The sequence below is a fragment of the Pseudomonas sp. SWRI22 genome, assembly GCF_014268395.2.
In the GTDB taxonomy this organism is placed as follows: Bacteria; Pseudomonadota; Gammaproteobacteria; order Pseudomonadales; family Pseudomonadaceae; genus Aquipseudomonas; species Aquipseudomonas paracarnis.
In genome coordinates this window covers 2,735,131-2,753,870 of the sequence record NZ_JABWQK020000001.1, presented here as the reverse complement: position 1 = coordinate 2,753,870, position 18,740 = coordinate 2,735,131, and the positions used below count along the sequence as shown (strand labels likewise).

Annotated in this window: 16 protein-coding genes; 15 read left to right on the top strand and 1 reads right to left on the bottom strand. The window is 59.5% G+C overall.

Features of this window, described 5'->3' with window-relative positions; all coding sequences use genetic code 11:
* The first annotated feature begins 19 nt into the window (after positions 1 to 19).
* From HU730_RS12115 to HU730_RS12060, 12 genes are all read left to right on the top strand, one after another.
* Positions 20 to 871, top strand: a complete 852-nt coding sequence (locus tag HU730_RS12115) for a LysR substrate-binding domain-containing protein (RefSeq protein ID WP_005783745.1) — start codon at positions 20 to 22, stop codon at positions 869 to 871.
* Between the two features lie 235 nt (positions 872 to 1,106).
* Positions 1,107 to 1,919: an energy transducer TonB gene (locus HU730_RS12110; protein ID WP_096143915.1), complete on the top strand. Its 813-nt coding sequence runs from the start codon at positions 1,107 to 1,109 to the stop codon at positions 1,917 to 1,919.
* A gap of 25 nt (positions 1,920 to 1,944) precedes the next feature.
* On the top strand, positions 1,945 to 2,667 hold the full coding sequence (locus HU730_RS12105) for a MotA/TolQ/ExbB proton channel family protein (protein ID WP_096143914.1): 723 nt from the start codon (positions 1,945 to 1,947) through the stop codon (positions 2,665 to 2,667).
* 1 nt (position 2,668) lies between these two features.
* A complete protein-coding gene (locus HU730_RS12100; protein WP_034125467.1) occupies positions 2,669 to 3,070 on the top strand; it encodes a biopolymer transporter ExbD in 402 nt (133 codons plus the stop codon).
* Between the two features lie 186 nt (positions 3,071 to 3,256).
* On the top strand, positions 3,257 to 6,187 hold the full coding sequence (locus HU730_RS12095; protein ID WP_080757646.1) for a DUF6543 domain-containing protein: 2,931 nt from the start codon (positions 3,257 to 3,259) through the stop codon (positions 6,185 to 6,187).
* Positions 6,188 to 6,379: 192 nt separating this feature from the next.
* The gene (locus HU730_RS12090) at positions 6,380 to 6,961 is read left to right on the top strand and encodes an alpha/beta hydrolase (RefSeq protein ID WP_034125468.1); all 582 of its coding nucleotides are present in this window, start codon (positions 6,380 to 6,382) and stop codon (positions 6,959 to 6,961) included.
* A gap of 46 nt (positions 6,962 to 7,007) precedes the next feature.
* Positions 7,008 to 7,934 carry a sigma 54-interacting transcriptional regulator gene (locus HU730_RS12085; RefSeq protein WP_072445750.1) on the top strand — a complete coding sequence of 309 codons (927 nt, stop codon included), beginning with the start codon at positions 7,008 to 7,010 and terminating at the stop codon, positions 7,932 to 7,934.
* Between the two features lie 106 nt (positions 7,935 to 8,040).
* Entirely contained in the window at positions 8,041 to 8,823 is a 783-nt protein-coding gene (locus tag HU730_RS12080; protein ID WP_034125470.1) for a MetQ/NlpA family ABC transporter substrate-binding protein, read from the top strand.
* Positions 8,824 to 9,187: 364 nt separating this feature from the next.
* Positions 9,188 to 9,853 carry an amino acid ABC transporter permease gene (locus HU730_RS12075; protein WP_096143913.1) on the top strand — a complete coding sequence of 222 codons (666 nt, stop codon included), beginning with the start codon at positions 9,188 to 9,190 and terminating at the stop codon, positions 9,851 to 9,853.
* Positions 9,834 to 10,493 carry an amino acid ABC transporter permease gene (locus HU730_RS12070; protein WP_034125471.1) on the top strand — a complete coding sequence of 220 codons (660 nt, stop codon included), beginning with the start codon at positions 9,834 to 9,836 and terminating at the stop codon, positions 10,491 to 10,493. Before HU730_RS12075 ends, HU730_RS12070 begins: the two co-directional genes overlap by 20 nt.
* Positions 10,490 to 11,266 carry an amino acid ABC transporter ATP-binding protein gene (locus tag HU730_RS12065; protein ID WP_034125472.1) on the top strand — a complete coding sequence of 259 codons (777 nt, stop codon included), beginning with the start codon at positions 10,490 to 10,492 and terminating at the stop codon, positions 11,264 to 11,266. The genes HU730_RS12070 and HU730_RS12065 overlap by 4 nt, the downstream gene beginning before the upstream one ends.
* A complete protein-coding gene (locus HU730_RS12060; protein WP_034125473.1) occupies positions 11,263 to 12,111 on the top strand; it encodes a transporter substrate-binding domain-containing protein in 849 nt (282 codons plus the stop codon). The genes HU730_RS12065 and HU730_RS12060 overlap by 4 nt, the downstream gene beginning before the upstream one ends.
* 112 nt (positions 12,112 to 12,223) lie before the next feature.
* On the opposite strand, the gene HU730_RS12055 is transcribed toward HU730_RS12060, so the two are convergent.
* Positions 12,224 to 13,387 carry an AAA family ATPase gene (locus tag HU730_RS12055; protein WP_034125474.1) on the bottom strand — a complete coding sequence of 388 codons (1,164 nt, stop codon included), beginning with the start codon at positions 13,385 to 13,387 and terminating at the stop codon, positions 12,224 to 12,226.
* 121 nt (positions 13,388 to 13,508) lie between these two features.
* On the opposite strand from HU730_RS12055, the gene HU730_RS12050 reads away from it, so the two are divergent.
* From HU730_RS12050 to HU730_RS12040, 3 genes are read left to right on the top strand one after another with little or no spacing between them, the layout of a single operon-like run.
* On the top strand, positions 13,509 to 14,591 hold the full coding sequence (locus HU730_RS12050; RefSeq protein ID WP_034125475.1) for an efflux RND transporter periplasmic adaptor subunit: 1,083 nt from the start codon (positions 13,509 to 13,511) through the stop codon (positions 14,589 to 14,591).
* A complete protein-coding gene (locus tag HU730_RS12045) occupies positions 14,588 to 15,658 on the top strand; it encodes an efflux RND transporter periplasmic adaptor subunit (RefSeq protein WP_054920307.1) in 1,071 nt (356 codons plus the stop codon). The genes HU730_RS12050 and HU730_RS12045 overlap by 4 nt, the downstream gene beginning before the upstream one ends.
* Positions 15,655 to 18,720, top strand: a complete 3,066-nt coding sequence (locus HU730_RS12040; RefSeq protein ID WP_032894148.1) for an efflux RND transporter permease subunit — start codon at positions 15,655 to 15,657, stop codon at positions 18,718 to 18,720. The genes HU730_RS12045 and HU730_RS12040 overlap by 4 nt, the downstream gene beginning before the upstream one ends.
* Positions 18,721 to 18,740: the final 20 nt, after the last annotated feature.

The following is an 18,740-nucleotide window of genomic DNA, read 5'->3' as shown; positions in this document are numbered from 1 at the left end:
AAACACAATGGTGATGACGTTGTTCGATCCCGTGTTGTTGCGCAGCTTTGTCGCCGTGGTGGACTGCGGCAATTTCACCCGCGCCGCCGAGCGCCTGCACCTGACCCAGTCCACCGTCAGCCAACAGATCCGCCGCTTGGAAGACGCAGTGGCGTGTCAGTTACTCGACCGCGACCAGCGCCGGGTAGTGGCAACCGCCGAGGGTGAGCGCCTGCTCGCGTATGCGCGCCGCATCCTCGCGCTGCACGAAGAAGCCGCCGATGTGCTGATCAACCAGCAAAGCGACGGCGTGTTGCGTCTCGGCGTGCCGGAGGACTTTGCCGCCGAGCGCCTGATGCCGCTGCTTTCGGCGTTTGTGGTGGCGTACCCACGGGTGCGGCTGGAAGTCACCAGTGGCCTTGGCCCCGAATTGCAGCGCCAGTACCGGGGCGGTGAGTTCGATGTGTTGCTGGTCAAGCAGATGGGCGACAGCGACGACTGCGTGGCGTCGTGGCCCGAGCCCTTGTATTGGGTCGACAGCCTGAGCACCCCGGCCCTGGGCCGCGACCCGCTGCCGCTGGTGGCTTTCCCCGTGGGCGGCCTGTATCGCAACGACATGCTGCACCATCTGGAACGGGCCGGCTGGCGTTGGCGCATCGGCTATTCCAGCGCCAGCCTGGCCAGTGTGTGCTCGGCGGTGGCGGCAGGCTTGGGCATCAGTTTATTGCCAGAACGGGTATTGCAACCGGGCCATCGCATACTCGGCCCAGAGAGTGGCTTGCCACCTGTTCATGGCGTGCGATTGGCCCTGTATGGCCGCAGTGGTTTGGGCGCAGCGGGCCAGAGTTTGCTGGGTGAATTGCTGGCCTTGTGCAGTGGAAACCCGCACTGAGCCCATACCTTTGCCGAATATTTTGTATGCCTTTAAGGCATTGAAAGACAACGGCTTGAAGCCAGGCCACGGACCCCGTGGCTTTGGCGTGATCGGCTGTTTTATTTATGCGTTTCTGTTCTATATATAACTTTAAAGATTACTTTAAGAGATAAGTGTCTGGCACCGATGATTCAGCCCTCGACGGGCCTTCACGCTGGCCCGTCGGTTTTTCAAAACCGCAGGGAGTGAATCAATGGGCAAAGTCCAGGCCGCCGCCAGTGCATCTGAGGCGCAGTGGCGTCAGGCACCGAGTGGTGAGTTGGTCGACCTTGGCCGGCCGCATCGCGCGCCGTTGGGTCAATTACGCCTGCAGAAGACCCCGAAGCGTTTTTCCAGCCGCCGCGAAGGGGTTTTGCTCGGGTTGCTGGTGTTGGCGCTGCACGGTGCAGTGATCTATTGGGTGAGCCAGAAACCCACGCCGGTGCTGCCGATTGTGCCGCCGGAAATTCCACCGATGACCATCGAATTTTCCCAGCCGGCGCCGCCGGTGGTTGAGCCGCCACCGCCTGTACCGCCACCACCGCCTCCGCCTGTGGTCGAGCCCCCGCCGCCGCTGGTGGATGAGTTGGCGGCCAAGCCGGCGCCGCCCAAACCCATTGCGAAACCCAAGCCCAAGCCCGTGCCTAAACCTGAGCCCAAGCCGGCCCCCAAGGCCGTCGAGCAGCCACCTGCACCACCGACGCCAGCGCTACCTGCACCGCCCGTACCTGCGGCGCCAGCGCCGGTGACGCCTGCTTCGGCCAACGCCGCGTACCTGAAAAACCCGGCGCCGGAATACCCGTCACTGGCTCAGCGTCGCGGTTGGGAAGGCACGGTGTTGCTGCGGGTGCAGGTGCTGGCCAGCGGTAAACCGGGTGAGATCCAGGTGCAAAAAAGCAGTGGTCGCCAGCAGTTGGATGACGCGGCATTGGCGGCGGTGAAGCGCTGGAGTTTCGTGCCTGCCAAGCAGGGCGATGTGGCCCAGAACGGCTGGGTGAGCGTGCCCATCGATTTCAAGATTCATTAATTATTCAGCGGCGCAGAGGGAAAACATCATGGCATTGGCATCTCCACTTGAATCCATCGAAAGCGCGGTGATCTGGCTGCTGGTGGCCTTTTCGGTCGCCACTTGGGGCCTGGCCTTGCTCAAGGGCGTGCAGTTCGGTCGCCTCAAGGCCCAGGATCGCAAGTTTCACAAACAGTTCTGGGCGGCATCGAGCCTCGACTCGGCCGCCGAACTCGCCGAAACCCAGCCTGGCGCCGCCGCCCGTGTAGCCCAGGCCGGTTATGCCGCGATCCAGGTGGGCGATACCACCCACGCTGCGGATTTGAGCCAGGCGATCAATCACCAGGACCGCCTCGAACGCGCTCTGCGCCAGCAAATTGTGCGTGAGCGCCGCTCCCTGGAAACCGGTCTGGCTGTAGTCGCCAGTATCGGCAGCACCTCGCCGTTTATCGGCCTGTTTGGCACCGTGTGGGGGATCATGGAAGCGCTGAAGGGGATCAGTGCTGCCGGGTCCGCCAGCCTGGAAACCGTGGCCGGGCCCATCGGCGCGGCACTGGTGGCGACCGGCGTGGGGATCGCCGTCGCGGTGCCTGCGGTGCTGGTCTACAACTACTTTTTGCGCCGCCTGAAGCTGACGGCGGCAGACCTGGATGACTTTGCCCACGACTTCTACAGCCTGGCGCAGAAAAACGCGTTCCGCGTGCTGCTGCACCCGGCGCTGACCAAGGCCGGCGCCGGTAGCCCGCAGAAAGTGAAGGAGGCGTCCTGACATGGCCTTCTCCACGCAAGACAGTGATGAGGTGCTGAGCGAGATCAACGTCACGCCGCTGGTGGACGTGATGCTGGTGCTGCTGGTGGTGTTTATCGTCACCGCGCCGCTGTTGACCAACTCGATCCCGATCAACCTGCCCAAGACCCAGGCCGTGGCGCCGGTTGAGCAAAAGGACCCGCTGGTGGTGAGCATCGACGGCGCCGGCAAATTGTTTATCAACAAGGACGAAATCCAGCCGGATCTGCTGGAGTTCAACCTGCAGGCGGCGAAGGCCAAGGACCCCGATGTGCGGGTGCAACTGCAGGCTGACGATGGAGTGAACTACGGCGAAGTGGCACGAGCCATGGCGTCGATTGAGCGTGCGGGCATCACCAAGTTGTCGGTGATCACTGCACGTTAGTTTCAAAAAGTCTCGACAGTTTTTGGGCCGCTTTCCTTGGCAGGGTGCGGCCCTTTTTTTATCTAAGCATTGCATGTTTACAGATGTTGCACAGGAAAAGAATTTACATGCATCCGAGCGTGCAATTCTCGGCTGCATGCTTATTCTGGTCGGCGCATAGAGTGATTTAATTAATGGAGTAATTGCATGTCTATACGCGTTCCTGTCCAAGTCGTGAATACGTTCGTTAATCCCCATTTAACGGTTGAAAAGCCTGAAGAAAAGCCTGCGGTAATGGCATCTTCGAACGATCGTATGGCCGGCCTGAGACATCCATCAGCCTGTATTTTGCCCACGCTGGCTGACTATAAGAGAAAACAGAGTTTACTGCAGGGCGCTGAAGCAAGCCCTACGCCAGGAGGTGGGAGCAACTCGGCATTCAAAAAAAATACTCGTTTAGAATCTTATATCAGCAAGCAAACCGCCGACTTTGTAACGCCCGAAAAAGAAATTTCCACTATTTTATCTGCAAAGATAAAGCAGCAATGGGGTGTGGATATTGATCCAGATAAAACCTATCTGGTGACATTTAAAGATGACAGTGAGGATGAAAAAGAGGTGGTAGAAAAAATCACCCTGACACAAGCGGCATTGAAAAACAGGCAAGATGTAACAATTAAGAAAGATGAAAGCTGGTTCGTAAAGATTGGCAAGTACTTTTCGCCAGCGATATATATTTACAACCAGATTGACGGTTGGGTGCAGGAAGCAAACACTCGACAAGGTATTTATCGGGAGCCCAGTGCGCCGGGCGATGCCCCCTATAACGACGACACCCGCGTTTCCATACCGGTGGATGACTTCAAGGCATTAGTCTGGGATACAGACCGGACCCAACTGTATAAGAAGACCCTTGATGGGTTTTGGGACAAGCACAGCGAATCTTATACGGCATTGAGTAAAATCTCGTTTGTCAAAGCCATCAATCTGCAGCGCCTGGAAGGGAGCCTTGGCCCTGCCGAGACGGCACTCGCCCAGCGAGCGTTGGGGCCTGTTGCGCAAAAGGATTGGTCCAAGCTGACGGTCCAGGATTTTGAAGGGCCTGCCGTGAAGGACCCGGATCTGGACATCGGCCTGCTGAGCATCAATGGGTTTGAGTCGACCGACTTGATGTGTGTGACCGATCGGAAAACCCAGTTGACGTTGCTTTACATCCCTGGCAACTCCTCGCCAATACATCGCTTCGATAATCCGCAGCAAATGACAACGTGGCTGGCCGGGCAAGCCTCGGACCCCGTAAAGCGCGCGTCCTTGTTGACGCACTTTTCCCTCAAGGATCAAGCTGACAGAACGTTTTCAGACGGCGTACGTCAGACCCTGCAGGGGATGGGAAACTGGTCCGATGCGCAGGCATCAGGCAATGCTTTCCTTGCGAGCCTCAACGGTTGGGTGCCGGATCGTTTCATCGCTGTTGAGCAGTTGCACGGCGATCCTTTCGAAGCGGTCAAGGTTCGGCAAAAAGCACGGTCCTATTCGGACGCCGACAATGCGATTGTCAGTGACGGGGACTACACCAAGAACCAGGTGCTGCATGTCGTGGAAGAGGCTACCAAGGTCGCTATGTTCATGACGCCGCTGGCGCTGGTGATGCCCGAAGTCGCTATAGGGCTGGATGTTTTCTTCCTCGCCGCCGGTGCTGCCCAGACAGGTATCGGTATTGATGACGCCGTCCAGGGAAAAGCAACGGCTTCCGACCGCATTGTGTTTGGCGTGTTGAACGCCGTACCGCCGTTGGCCACTCACGCGGGGGCACCACTGGCGAAAGCGCTGACAGAGAGGGTGTCCGGCGGTGGCGTTGCAGCAGGGGTTGATGCTGCAACCCGCACACCCACCCAAGTGACTGAACAAGCGCGCCCATTCTTCAGGCCACCACAACGTGTCAATGGGCATATCGGATACCCGATGGGGCCCGTCTCACCTCCAGTGATCCTTGAGGAGGTCAGGGTTCCCATGGATGACGTAAGGCGCATGATCGGGAAAGACTATATGGTTTATGTCGGTCAATACGGTACCAAAGTTACGTATGACGTCGAAGCGGGTCTTTGGCGCGGGCTCCAAGCCAATGGTCAGGTGAACGACATCTTTTATTGGCGTAAAGGTCAAGGACGGTGGCTGGGTGGCACTCAAGCCGAAGCGATTGAGGCCAGTAAAAATGCGCCTGCTTCGATGACAACCAAAGTACTGAAACTACCGAGAATGCCGGTACTGCCGTCCGGTGCTACAGACGTGCCGAAAGTGATCCACTATTTTTGGGCCGGCAATGAAATGCCGGAAAATCTACTCAATAATATTATGGAAAATTCCCGGAAAAGCCCCGGGTATAAATCGATTGTTCACGTTGATGCCAATGACGCGGATACTTTTCAGAAAATACATTCAGCGTTGGATCATAAAGTGGGCGGGCTTGAAGTTCATGATTTAAAGGCCGATGAAAGTTTTCAGGCTCTGAATGCAGGTCAATACGGCGAGATGTATCAGTTTTTCCGTTCAGGGCGTGGGCAGAATTTAGCGGCGTCATCGGACGTCATGCGCGCTGTGCTAATGAAAAAGTACGGTGGCATCTATCTGGATACGGATGATGCGCTGACCTTTAATGTGGGCGAGGTCACATTGAAAGCCACGCCTAATGATATCTTGATGAACGTGCCGGTTACGTACGAACCTACGGACTTCAATGGCTTCAACACCAGTAATTTTGCCAGTCATCCAGACAACCCTGTATTTGACGAGATTCTGGAGACGGCGTATGAGCGATACAAGGCAAACGAAGAATGGCTAAACGCTAATCGTCCCTTTCTGAAGGAAAACTCGACAGCCGCAGAGCGTCAAATTTATAACGAGTATGAAAAGAAAATTTTCGAAATCACTGGGCCGAGAATGTTTGGTGATGTATTGGCGCAAAAAGAGTATGGATTTTTTTCAGAAGTTGAGGAACTGACGGATCTGATGAATGCGCGTATTTTACTTCCGCAAGCGTATGCGGAAAAACTTACACAAGTGCGTGATTATTATATGGCGATGAATCATAAGCTCGGAGTTGCTATCGGCTCGGAACACTCTATGCATCATTCTCGCTGAGGTTGGCTCGGTCATTGCGCCGCGGTGGCAGGGGCGCAATGGCCGGTTTTAATGAAGGGCTTGGTAAAAGCAAGTTCTGAAAAGGGTGCAAATTCCTTTTGGTTATTAATAAATTCTTTTTTATTCCTTATTGGTGCGTGAGCCTCACCCTATACTGACCAGCAACGTTAAACGCTGCAGGAGGGCACACCCATGCACAGCGAGTCGATTCGTTATCTGATCGTGCCGGGCTGGCAAGGATCGCCAGAAGATCATTGGCAAACCCATTGGCAAAACAGCTTGCCCAACAGCGCACGGGTGGAACAGGCCGATTGGCTGACGCCGCGTCGCGAGGATTGGGTCGCCGCACTGGCCGAGGCCATCGCTGCCGACAGCACGCCGGTCATCCTGATCGCTCATAGCCTGGGTTGCATCACCGTGGCCCACTGGGCCGCCACTGCCCCCGTGCACTTCTTGCGGCAGGTACGCGGCGCATTGCTGGTGGCACCGGCGGATGTCGAGCGTCCTGCGTGTGCCCCTGCACTGCGCAATTTCGCCCCTATTCCAACTGACCTGCTGCCATTTCCCAGCCAGGTGGTCAGCTCCGACAACGACAGTGCCGTAAGCGCCCCCAGGGCTCTGGAACTGGCGCGTCAGTGGGGCGCCGAAGCCGGCATCTTGTCGGGCGCCGGCCATATCAATGTGAAGTCCGGCCACCGGCGCTGGGAGCAAGGGTTTGCTTACCTCTATCGCCTGCAACATCGCCTCGAGCACCACGCTCGGCGCAGCGCCTAATATTTTCAACGCCCCGTCCCTGTGTGGATTGGGGCGGGAGCCTGCCATGAGTCTGCATGAAACCTTCGGCCAGCCATTGCTGACCTTCCCGGACGCGGAAAAGAGTCCGCTGAGTATTCGCGCCAAAGCTCTGGTGTTTGTCGATCCACGCTCACGCCAACTGCGCGAAGAGCTGGAAAGCCTCGCACCGCGAGCCTTGCCTGTGCTGATCCGCGGCGAGACCGGTAGCGGTAAAGAACTGCTGGCACGGCATATCCACCGTGGCAGTGACCGTACTGGCCTGTTTGTCTCGGTCAATTGTGGCGCAATCAGCCCCACCTATGCCGATGCCGAGTTGTTTGGCTATGCCGCCGGCAGCCACAGTGGCGCGGCCAGTAGCCGCGCGGGTTGGTTCGGCTCGGCCAATGGCGGCACCTTGTACCTGGATGAGATCGGCGACTTGCCGCTGCCGATCCAGGTGAAATTGCTCGCGGCTTTGGAAAACCACGAAGTCACCCGCGTCGGTGCCCCCCAGCCCAGCCCGGTGGATGTGCGCTTGGTGGCCGCCACCAGCATCGACCTGGCCCAGGCCGTGGCCGTGGGCAAGTTTCACGAGCGTCTGTTCCATTATTTGAGTGAGGGCCGGTTGGACCTGCCGGCGTTGCGCGAGCGGGTGGGGGATATCTTGTCCCTGGCCGAATATTTCCTCGGCATCTACAGCCAGCGCCTGGACCTGCCGGTGCCACTGATCAGCGACGCCGCCCAGCAGGTGCTGGAACACCACACTTGGCCGGGTAATACCCGCGAACTGGAAAACGTCATTCACTTTGCCTTGCTGGTGAGTAGTGGCGATGAAATCTTGCCCGAGCATTTGAACTTGCCAGCCGCGGGTTCGCCGCTGGAGCAAGTGCGACGAATTTTGGCCAGCGCCAGCCCGGCCGAGCAGGAATCGGTGCGTAAATTCCTGTATGAGCAAAATGGAATATCAACGTGAATAAAAGATATTGTTCGGGAATAAAAAATCTAGGTATTGTCCTTTCCACGCCTCGATAGCACTTCGCTGGCACCTCACATAAAAACGGTCGTTAGAAGGACATTGCATGAAAAAGGTTCTGTTGTTTACCGCTCTGGCGGCTGCCCTGACTGCTGGCTTTGCCCAGGCCAGCGAGAAACTGGTGGTGGCTGCTACGCCGATTCCCCACGCCGAAATCCTCGAGCTGATCAAGCCGACCCTGGCCAAGGAAGGTGTGGACCTGCAGATCAAAGTCTTTACCGACTACGTACAGCCGAACGTGCAAGTCGCTGAGAAACGCCTGGACGCCAACTACTTCCAGACCCTGCCGTACCTGGAAAACTTCAACAAGGGTAAAGGCACCAATCTGATTACCGTGGTGGGCGTGCACGTTGAACCCTTCGGCGGCTACTCGAAAAAGATCAAGAAAATCGAAGATCTGAAAGATGGCGCCACCGTGGCGATTCCGAACGAAGGCTCCAACAGCGGCCGCGCCCTGTTGCTGCTGCAAAAGGCCGGTGTGATCACCCTCAAAGACCCGACCAACGCCCTGGCCACGCCGAAAGACATCGCCAGCAACCCGAAGAACCTGAAGTTCAAAGAGCTGGAATCGGCCCTGCTGCCACGGGTGCTGGACCAGGTTGACCTCGACCTGATCAACACCAACTACGCCCTGGAAGCTGGCCTGAACCCGGCCAAGGACGCGCTGATCATCGAAGACGCCAAATCACCTTACGTAAACTTCCTGGTGGCCCGCCCGGACAACAAGGACAGCGATGCTATCCAGAAGTTGGCCAAGGCCCTGACCAGCCCGGAAGTCAAAGCTTTCATCGAGAAGAAGTACAACGGCGCGGTGGTGCCAGCGTTCTGATGTAAGCCAAAACCCCCTTCAAGGTTTCAACGCCGACGGCTACTACAGCGTCGGCGTTTTTTTATCTGAAATACAGTCAAAACTGTGCGATTGCTCGTTCCCACGCTCCGCGTGGGAACGTCTCCTGTGACGCTCTGCGTCACGACTTTAGAGCGGACGCAGAGCGTCCTGGGGCTGCATTCCCACGCAGAGCGTGGGAACGATCGACAGCTCCCACAGAGGTTAGGTTTTTGGGTGATATCAATATGCTATTTCGGTATTTAAACTTTGATTTTTATACCTTTAAAGTTCGCGCTAGCTGACGTTATCCACGTCGGCACGGACTGCGCTCGCGGCATTACCCATGCGGCGATATGGACTGCACATGACCTTCGATTTCGCTTTTATCCTCAGCACCCTGCCGGCGTTTCTCAAGGCCGTGGGTGTGACGCTGCAAGTCGGCCTGATCGCCATTGCCACGTCCTTGCTGGTGGCGCTGATCAACGCTGCGCTGCTGGTGTTTCGTACGCCTTACCTGTCGCGCCTGGTGACGCTCTATGTGGAGCTGGCGCGTAACACGCCGCTGTTGATCCAACTGTTCTTCGTCTACTTCGCGCTGCCGGCCCTGGGTTTCAATATTTCCGGGTTCTGGGCGGCGATCATCACCATGACCTTTCTGGGCGGCGCCTACCTCACCGAGGTGCTGCGCGCCGGCGTGGAAGCGGTGCCGCAAGCGCAAATCGAGTCGGGCAAGTCCATTGGCCTGTCCGACTGGCAACTGTTGCGCCATGTGATCCTGCCCCAGGCCGGCATCCTCAGCCTGCCGGCGCTGTTCGCCAACTTCATTTTTCTGCTCAAGGAAACCACCGTGGTGTCGGCGGTGGCGGTGCCGGAGATTCTCTATACCACCAAGAGCTATATCGCCCTCTACTATAAAACCTACGAAATGCTCGCTGTGCTGACGCTGATTTGCGTGCTGTTGTTCTTGCCGTTGTCGCTGTTGCTCAGCCGCCTGGAAAGGAGGCTCCAACATGGCCAGTTCGGGTCTTGAGTTGCTCTGGGTGTCGTTGCCGCAACTGGGCAAGGGCGCTGCGCAAACCCTGTCAATTTCGTTTTTGAGCATCGCCTTCAGTACGGTTGGCGGCGTGCTCTACGGCGTGCTGCGCACTTTGAATAACAAGGCGATCAACGGCGTGTTGCGGGTCTACCTGGAACTGTTCCGCGCCATTCCGGTGCTGGTGTGGTTGTACCTGCTGTTTTTTGGCGTGCCGATCTTCTTCGGCCTGAGCATCCCGAGTTTCTGGTGCGCGGTGCTGGTGCTGTCGTTGTGGGGCGCCAGCGAGGTGGGCGAAGTGGTGCGTGGCGCGCTGCATTCGCTGCCCCGTGGCCAGCGCGAAGCGGGCTTGTCGATTGGCCTGTCCGGCCCACAGTTGTACGGCTATGTACTGCTGCCCCAGGCCCTCAAGCGCATGACGCCGCCGACCATCAATGTGTACACGCGCATCATCAAGACCAGCTCCCTGGCGGTGCTGATCGGCGTGGTGGATGTGATCAAGGTCGGCCAGCAAATCATCGAGCGCACCTATGAGTCGGTATTGATCTACGGTGCGCTGTTCCTGTTTTTCTTCTTTATCTGCTACCCGTTGTCAGCCGCCTCCAAGGTGCTGGAACGGCGCTGGGCCCAAGCATGAGCGCATTGATCGAGTTCCAGGGTTTCAACAAATTCTTCGGCGAGGCGCAGGTGCTCAAGGGTATCGACCTGAGCGTGCAACGCGGCGAAGTGGTGGTGATCCTCGGCCCCAGCGGCTGTGGCAAAAGCACCTTGCTGCGTTGTTTGAACGGGTTGGAAGTGGCACACAGCGGCAGTCTGCGGTTCGCCGGCAAAGAGCTGCTGGATAAAACCACCGACTGGCGCCAGGTACGCCAGGACATCGGCATGGTGTTCCAGAGCTACCACCTGTTCCCGCACATGAGCGTGCTCGACAACATCCTGCTCGGCCCGCTCAAAGTGCAAAAGCGCGACCCCCGGGAGGCCCGTGAGCAGGCGGAAAAATTGCTGGAGCGCGTGGGCCTTGCCGACAAGCGCGACGCCTTCCCACGCCAGCTTTCCGGCGGCCAGCAGCAACGCATCGCCATCGTCCGCTCGTTGTGCATGAACCCCCAGGTCATGCTGTTTGACGAAGTCACCGCGGCCCTCGACCCGGAGATGGTCAAGGAAGTGCTGGAAGTGATCCAGGACCTGGCCCGCGATGGCATGACCCTGCTGATCGTTACCCACGAAATGGCCTTCGCCCGCGCCGTCGCCGACCGCGTGGTGTTCATGGAGGCCGGTCGCATCCTCGAACACAACACCCCCGAGGCATTCTTTACGAACCCGCAGACCGCGCGCGCGCAGCAGTTCCTGGAGAAGTTCTCCTTTGTTTCAACACTGCCCAAAAAGATCAAGGAACTGGAGCTGATATGAAAAAGTTACTGCTGCCACTGTTTGCCGTCGCCTTGCTGGCCGGCTGCGATAAAAAGGCCGAAGAGCCGGTAAAACCCGCGGCTGTGAGCTACATCGACAAAATCAAAGCGCGGGACAAGCTGATTGTCGGCGTGTTTACCGACAAGCCGCCATTCGGTTTTGTGGACGAAGCGGGTCGTTATGTCGGCTTCGATACCGACATCGGCCGTCAATTCGCCAAGGACCTGTTGGGCGACGAAAACAAGGTGGAATTTGTCGCCGTGGAACCGGCCAGCCGCATTCCGTTCCTGCAAAGCGACAAGGTCGACCTGATTCTCGCCAACATGACCGTGACGCCTGAACGCAAGGACGCGGTGGACTTCACCAACCCCAACCTGAAAGTCGCGGTGCAGGCTCTGGTGCCGAATGACAGCGCCGTCAAAAGCCTGGATGACCTGGCAACCCGCACGACCATCGTCACCACCGGCACCACGGCGGATATCTGGCTGACCAAGAACCATCCGGACTGGAAGCTGCTCAAGTTCGAGAAGAACTCCGAGTCGCTGCAAGCTCTGTCGGCCGGCCGTGGTGATGCCTATGCCCAGGACAACCTGGTGCTGTTCAGCTGGGCCAAGCAGAACCCGGGTTACCGCGTGCTGGAAGAGAAGCTGGGTGATGAGGCGCCGATTGCCCCGGCGGTGAAGAAGGGCAATACCGAGCTGCGTGACTGGGTGAATGCCGAGCTGGCGAAGTTGGGCGAGGAGAAGTTTCTGCTCAAGCTTTATGACCAATATGTGCGAAAAGAACTGAGCGATGACACCAAGCCTGAGAGTGTGATTGTCGAAGGCGGTAAGTGGCAGGGCTGATTGATCACCCCGTCCTTGTAGGAGCGAGCTTGCTCGCGAAGAACGCACAGGCAACGCGGGCTACCAGATAGCGCTGCGTTATCGTTGACGTTTTTCGCGAGCAAGCTCGCTCCTACTCCGGCCAATGCCACGCCGGCGCATCCAAAATGCCCTGCCCTACAATTCGCGTTTCCCCCATCACCTTCTCCAACACAATCGAGTTACACCCCTCATCCTGCTGCAACGCTGCAATCAAGCGGCTGGCATGGCTCACCACCCACACCTGGCACTGCTTCGACGCCTGGATAATCAAGCGCGCCAGTGCCGGCAACAGGTCGGGATGCAGGCTGGTCTCCGGCTCGTTCAGCACCATCATGGTCGGCGGGCGTGGGGTCAGCAGTGCTGCGATCAGCAGCAGGTAACGCAGGGTGCCGTCCGACAGCTCCGCCGCCGACAACGGGCGCAGTAAGCCTTCCTGATAGAACTCAATGGCAAAGCGTCCGCCCTGCAACGGTTCGATATGCAACCGTGCGCCGGGGAAGGCATCACTGACCGCGTGCTGCAACGCCTCGACATCGCCCACTTCGCGAATCGTCTGTAACGCGGCCGCCAAATCCCGACCGTCGTGATGCAGCACCGGCGTGCGCGTGCCTAATTGCGGCTGGCGTACCGGCGCATCCACATCGCTGCGAAAGTGATCATAAAAGCGCCAGCCACGGATGCTTTCGCGCAGCAGCAACACTTCCGGCGAACCGCGCAGGCTGCCGACCTGATCGAACAGGCTGTGATAGTTGGGCGTGTGTTGGGCCAGCACGTCCCAGGCGCGGCCATCACGGGCGCGTACCATCGGTCCCGAGCGCTGAACCAGCAGGCTGGCCGGGCGATAGAGAGGGCCGGCCCAGATACATTCCTTTTTAATCTCCGGGTCCAGTTTGAACTCGCTGCCGGGAACCGGGATGGGCATGCCCAGGGAGATGGCGTAGCTGAAGTCCTCCCCGGCAAAGCCCAGGCGCAAGCGTTTGACGCCTTGGGCGACCACGGCCTCCACCGGTACTTCGCCATTGCGCATGCGCCGGCTGATGTTTTCCGGCCCGGCCCAGAATGTGGAATCCAGCCCGCCTTCGCGGGCCAGCGCATTGATCACCCCACCCTGGGCAGTTTCGGCCAGCAGGCGCAGGGCGCGATACAGGTTGGACTTGCCGCTGCCATTGGGCCCTGTCACCAGGTTCAGCCGGTCCAGGGGCACCACCAATTTGTTGATCGAGCGGTAATTGGCCACCGCGAGGGTTTTAAGCATGTGTATTTAGTCAGCATGGGAACCATTGGAGTATGGGATCCTCCATGCAGATAAGGAACCCTGATCTAAGCTCACAGTCGCATACACACTTGAACGTCGGCATCACGCAAAAGGAGCCTGCATGGGCGGTCGCACCTCGACATTTATTTTCAGCCTTGGCCTCCTGGCGCTGCTCAGCGGCTGTGGCCAGGACAAAGCCGAGCCCAAGCAGCATTCACGGGTGTTCGTGCAAACCGTGCAGTCGGCGGATTTCGCCGCGGCGGTGACGCTGACCGGTGATATCCAGGCGCGGGTGCAAACCGATCTGTCCTTTCGCGTGGGCGGCAAGATCATCCAGCGCATGGTCGACGTGGGCGACCGCGTCACAGCCAGGCAAGTCCTGGCCAAGCTCGACCCCAAGGACCTGCAAACCAACGTCGATTCGGCCCAGGCCCAGGTCGTGGCCGAACAGGCGCGGGTCAAGCAGACCGCCGCCGCCTTTGTGCGCCAGGAAAAACTCCTGCCCAAAGGCTATACCAGCCGCAGCGAATATGACGCCGCCCAGGCCGCGCTGCGCAGCAGCCAAAGTGCCCTGGCCGCCGCCCAGGCGCAGTTGGCCAATGCCCGCGAACAATTGGGCTACACCTCGCTGATTGCCGATGCCCCGGGGATCATCACGGCGCGCCAGGCCGAAGTCGGCCAAGTGGTACAGGCCACCGTGCCGATCTTCAGCCTCGCCCGCGATGGCGAACGTGACGCCGTGTTCAACGTGTATGAGTCCTTGCTGGTGGAGCCGCCGCCCGACGCGCCGATTACGGTGAGCCTGCTGGACAACCCGAGCATCAAGGCCGTGGGCAAAGTCCGCGAAGTCACGCCCGCCGTGGCCGCCAATACCGGCACCGTCCAAGTGAAGATCGCCCTGCAAAGCCTGCCCAAGGGCATGGAACTGGGGTCGGTGGTCAGCGCCACCGCCAATGGCCCGGCCAAGGCGAGCATCGAGCTGCCTTGGTCAGCGCTGACCAAAGACCTCAACGAGCCAGCCGTGTGGCTGGTGGACGGCGAAGGCAAGGCGCAGTTGCACAAGGTCACCGTGGCGCGCTACCTCACCGGCAAAGTGATCATCGGCGAGGGCCTCAAAGGCGGTGAAAAAGTCGTGATAGCCGGTGGGCAATTGCTGCACCCCGGCATGGTCGTCGAGATCGCCCAACCCGGAGCGCAGCCATGAAGCAATTGACGCTCATTGTCGCCGCCAGCCTGTTGCTGATGGCCTGCTCCAAGGAAGAGGCGCCGCCCGAACCCATACGCCCGGTGCTGTCCATGGAAGTGAAGGCTGAAGACCAGGAAAACCTGGGCCGTTTCGCCGGCACCATCCAGGCCCGCTATGAAAGCAACCTGGGTTTCCGTGTGCCGGGCCGCATCGCCCGTCGCGCTGTGGATGTCGGCGCCGAAGTGGAGAAGGGCGCCCTGCTCGCCGTGCTTGACCCCACCGACCAGCAGAACCAATTGCGCGCTGCCCAGGGCGACCTGGCGCGCGTACAGGCGCAGTTCATCAACGCCCAGGCCAACGCTCGGCGGCAACAGGAGCTGTTCAACCGTGGCGTCGGCGCCCAGGCCCAGCTGGATGTGGCCCAGACCGACCTGAAAACCACCCAGGCGACCCTCGACCAGGCCCGTGCTTCGGTCAACCAGGCCAAGGATCAGCTCAACTACGCCGAACTGCGTACCGACCATGCCGGCATCGTCACCGCCTGGAATGCCGAAGCCGGCCAGGTGGTCAGCGCCGGCCAGCAAGTGGTGACCCTGGCCCGTCCGGACATCAAGGAAGCGGTGATCGACCTGCCCGCCGGCCTGGCTGAACGCTTGCCTGCCGATGTAGTGTTCCTCGTCGCCGGCCAACTGGACCCCAGCGTGCACACCACTGCCGTGGTGCGTGAGATCGAGCCTCAGGCCCAAAGTGCCACGCGCACCCGTCGCGCACGCCTGAGCCTGGCCGAAACCCCGCCGGCGTTCCGCCTGGGCACGGCAATCAGCGTGACTTTGAGCACCGCCATCGCCCCGCGTATCGAACTGCCCCTGAGCGCCTTGCAGGAAGTCGACGGCAAGACCCGTATCTGGCTGCTCGACACCCAGAGCCAGACCGTGCAACCCCGCGAGGTCACGGTTATCAGCCGTGATGCTCACAGCGCCTTGCTCAATGGCAGCGTCAAACCCGGCGAGCACATTGTCACCGCCGGCGTGAACAGCCTGAAACCTGGGCAAAAAGTCAAAATCGACGAGGACAGCCCGCGATGAAAGGGAGCTTCAACTTATCCGACTGGGCCCTCAAGCATCAGTCCTTCGTCTGGTACCTCATGTTCGTCGCGCTGCTGATGGGCGTGTTCTCGTACATGAACCTGGGCCGTGAAGAAGACCCGTCGTTCACCATCAAGACCATGGTGATCCAGACCCGCTGGCCGGGCGCGACCCAGGAAGAAACCCTCAAGCAGGTCACCGACCGCATCGAGAAAAAACTCGAGGAACTCGACTCCCTCGACTACGTGAAAAGCTACACCCGGCCGGGCGAGTCCACGGTGTTCGTGTTCCTCAAGGACACCACCAGTGCCAAGGCCATCCCGGAGATCTGGTACCAGGTTCGCAAGAAGATCGATGATATCCGCGGCACCTTCCCCCAGGGTTTGCAGGGGCCGTCGTTCAACGATGAATTCGGTGACGTGTTCGGCTCGGTGTATGCCTTTACCGGCGATGGCCTGTCGATGCGTCAGCTGCGTGATTACGTGGAGCAGGTGCGCGCCGAAATCCGTTCGGTACCAGGGCTGGGCAAGGTCGAAATGATCGGCCAGCAGGACGAAGTGATCTACCTGAATTTCTCCACGCGCAAACTCGCGGCACTGGGGATTGATCAGCGCCAGGTCGTGCAAAGCCTGCAATCGCAGAATGCGGTAACGCCGGCCGGGGTGATCGAGGCTGGGCCGGAGCGGATTTCGGTGCGCACCTCCGGGCAGTTCGCCTCGGAGAAAGACCTGGCCAACGTCAACCTGCGCCTCAATGACCGTTTCTACCGGCTGGCGGATATTGCCGACATCAGCCGTGGCTATGTGGACCCGGCGCGGCCGATGTTCCGCTTCAACGGCAAACCGGCGATTGGCTTGGCCATCGCCATGCAGAAGGGCGGCAATATCCAGTCGTTCGGCAAGGCCCTGCACGGGCGCATGGACGAGCTGACCGCCGACCTGCCGGTGGGCGTCGGCGTGCACAAGGTGTCCGACCAGGCCGAAGTGGTGGAAGAAGCCGTCGGCGGGTTTACCAGCGCGTTGTTCGAGGCGGTGATCATCGTGTTGGTGGTGAGCTTTATCAGCCTCGGCATGCGCGCCGGGTTGGTGGTGGCGTGCTCGATTCCGTTGGTGCTGGCGCTGGTGTTCGTGTTCATGGAATACAGCGGCATCACCATGCAGCGCGTGTCGCTGGGCGCATTGATCATCGCCCTCGGCCTGCTGGTGGATGACGCGATGATCACCGTGGAGATGATGATCACGCGCCTGGAAAAAGGCGAAACCAAGGAACAGGCGGCGACATACGCCTATACCTCCACGGCCTTCCCGATGCTCACCGGCACGCTGGTGACCGTGGCCGGCTTCGTGCCGATTGGCCTCAACGCCAGTTCGGCGGGCGAGTACACCTTTACCTTGTTCGCGGTGATTGCCGTGGCGATGCTGGTGTCGTGGGTGGTGGCGGTGCTGTTTGCGCCGGTGATCGGCGTGCATATCCTCAGCGCCAATGTGAAACCGCACAACGCCGAGCCGGGGCGCATTGGCCGTGCCTTCAATGGCGGCATGCTGTGGGCCATGCGCAACCGTTGGTGGGCGATTGGTATCACCGTGGCGCTGTTCGTGGCCTCGGTGTTTTCCATGCAATTTGTGCAGAACCAGTTCTTCCCGTCGTCGGACCGTCCGGAAATTCTCGTCGACCTGAACCTGCCGCAAAACGCCTCGATCAACGAGACGCGCAAGGCCGTTGACCGCCTCGAAGCGATCATCAAGGACGACCCGGACATCGCCCGGTGGAGCACCTACATCGGCCAGGGCGCGATCCGTTTCTACCTGCCGCTGGACCAGCAGTTGGAAAACCCCTACTACGCGCAACTGGTGATTGTGAGCAAGGGCCTGGAAGAGCGTGGCGCCCTGATCGCCCGCCTGCAACAACGCTTGCGCGATGATTTTGTCGGTATCGGCAGCTACGTGCAGCCGCTGGAAATGGGCCCGCCGGTAGGGCGGCCGATCCAGTACCGCGTGTCCGGCAAAGACATCGACCAGGTGCGCAAACACGCCATTGAACTGGCGACCTTGCTGGATCAGAACACCCACCTGGGCGAGATCATCTACGACTGGAACGAGCCGGGCAAAGTGCTGCGCGTCGACATCGCCCAGGACAAGGCGCGGCAACTGGGGCTTTCGTCGGAAGACGTGGCGCAGTTGATGAACAGCGTGGTCAGCGGCGCGGCGGTGACCCAGGTGCACGACGATATCTACCTGATCAACGTGGTCGGCCGCGCCGAGGATGCCGAGCGCGGTACGCCGGAAACCTTGCAGAACCTGCAGATCGTTACGCCCAACGGCACCTCGATTCCATTGCTGGCGTTCGCCACCGTGCGTTACGAGCTGGAGCAGCCGCTGGTCTGGCGTCGTGACCGCAAGCCGACGATTACCATCAAGGCCGCGGTGCGCGATGAGATGCAGCCGACCGACCTGGTCAAGCAGTTGGCGCCGACCATCGAGAAATTCAGCGAAGGCTTGCCGGTGGGCTACAAAGTCGCCACCGGTGGCACTGTGGAAGAAAGTGGCAAGGCTCAGGGACCTATCGCCAAGGTGGTGCCGTTGATGCTGTTCCTGATGGCCACCTTCCTGATGATCCAGTTGCACAGCGTGCAGAAGATGTTCCTGGTAGCCAGCGTCGCGCCACTGGGGCTGATCGGCGTGGTGCTGGCGTTGATTCCCACGGGCACGCCCATGGGCTTTGTGGCGATCCTGGGTATCCTGGCGCTGATCGGCATCATCATCCGCAACTCGGTGATTCTGGTCACACAGATCCACGAGTACGAAGAGGCCGGCTACACGCCGTGGGATGCGGTGGTGGAAGCCACAGAGCACAGGCGCCGGCCGATTCTGCTAACGGCTGCGGCGGCGAGCCTGGGCATGATCCCGATTGCACGAGAGGTGTTCTGGGGGCCGATGGCCTACGCGATGATCGGCGGGATCATCATTGCGACGTTGCTGACGTTGCTGTTTCTGCCGGCGCTGTATGTGGCCTGGTACAAGATTCGCGAGCCGAAACAGGAACATCAGCCACAACAGGATTAATTCTGTAGGAGCGAGCTTGC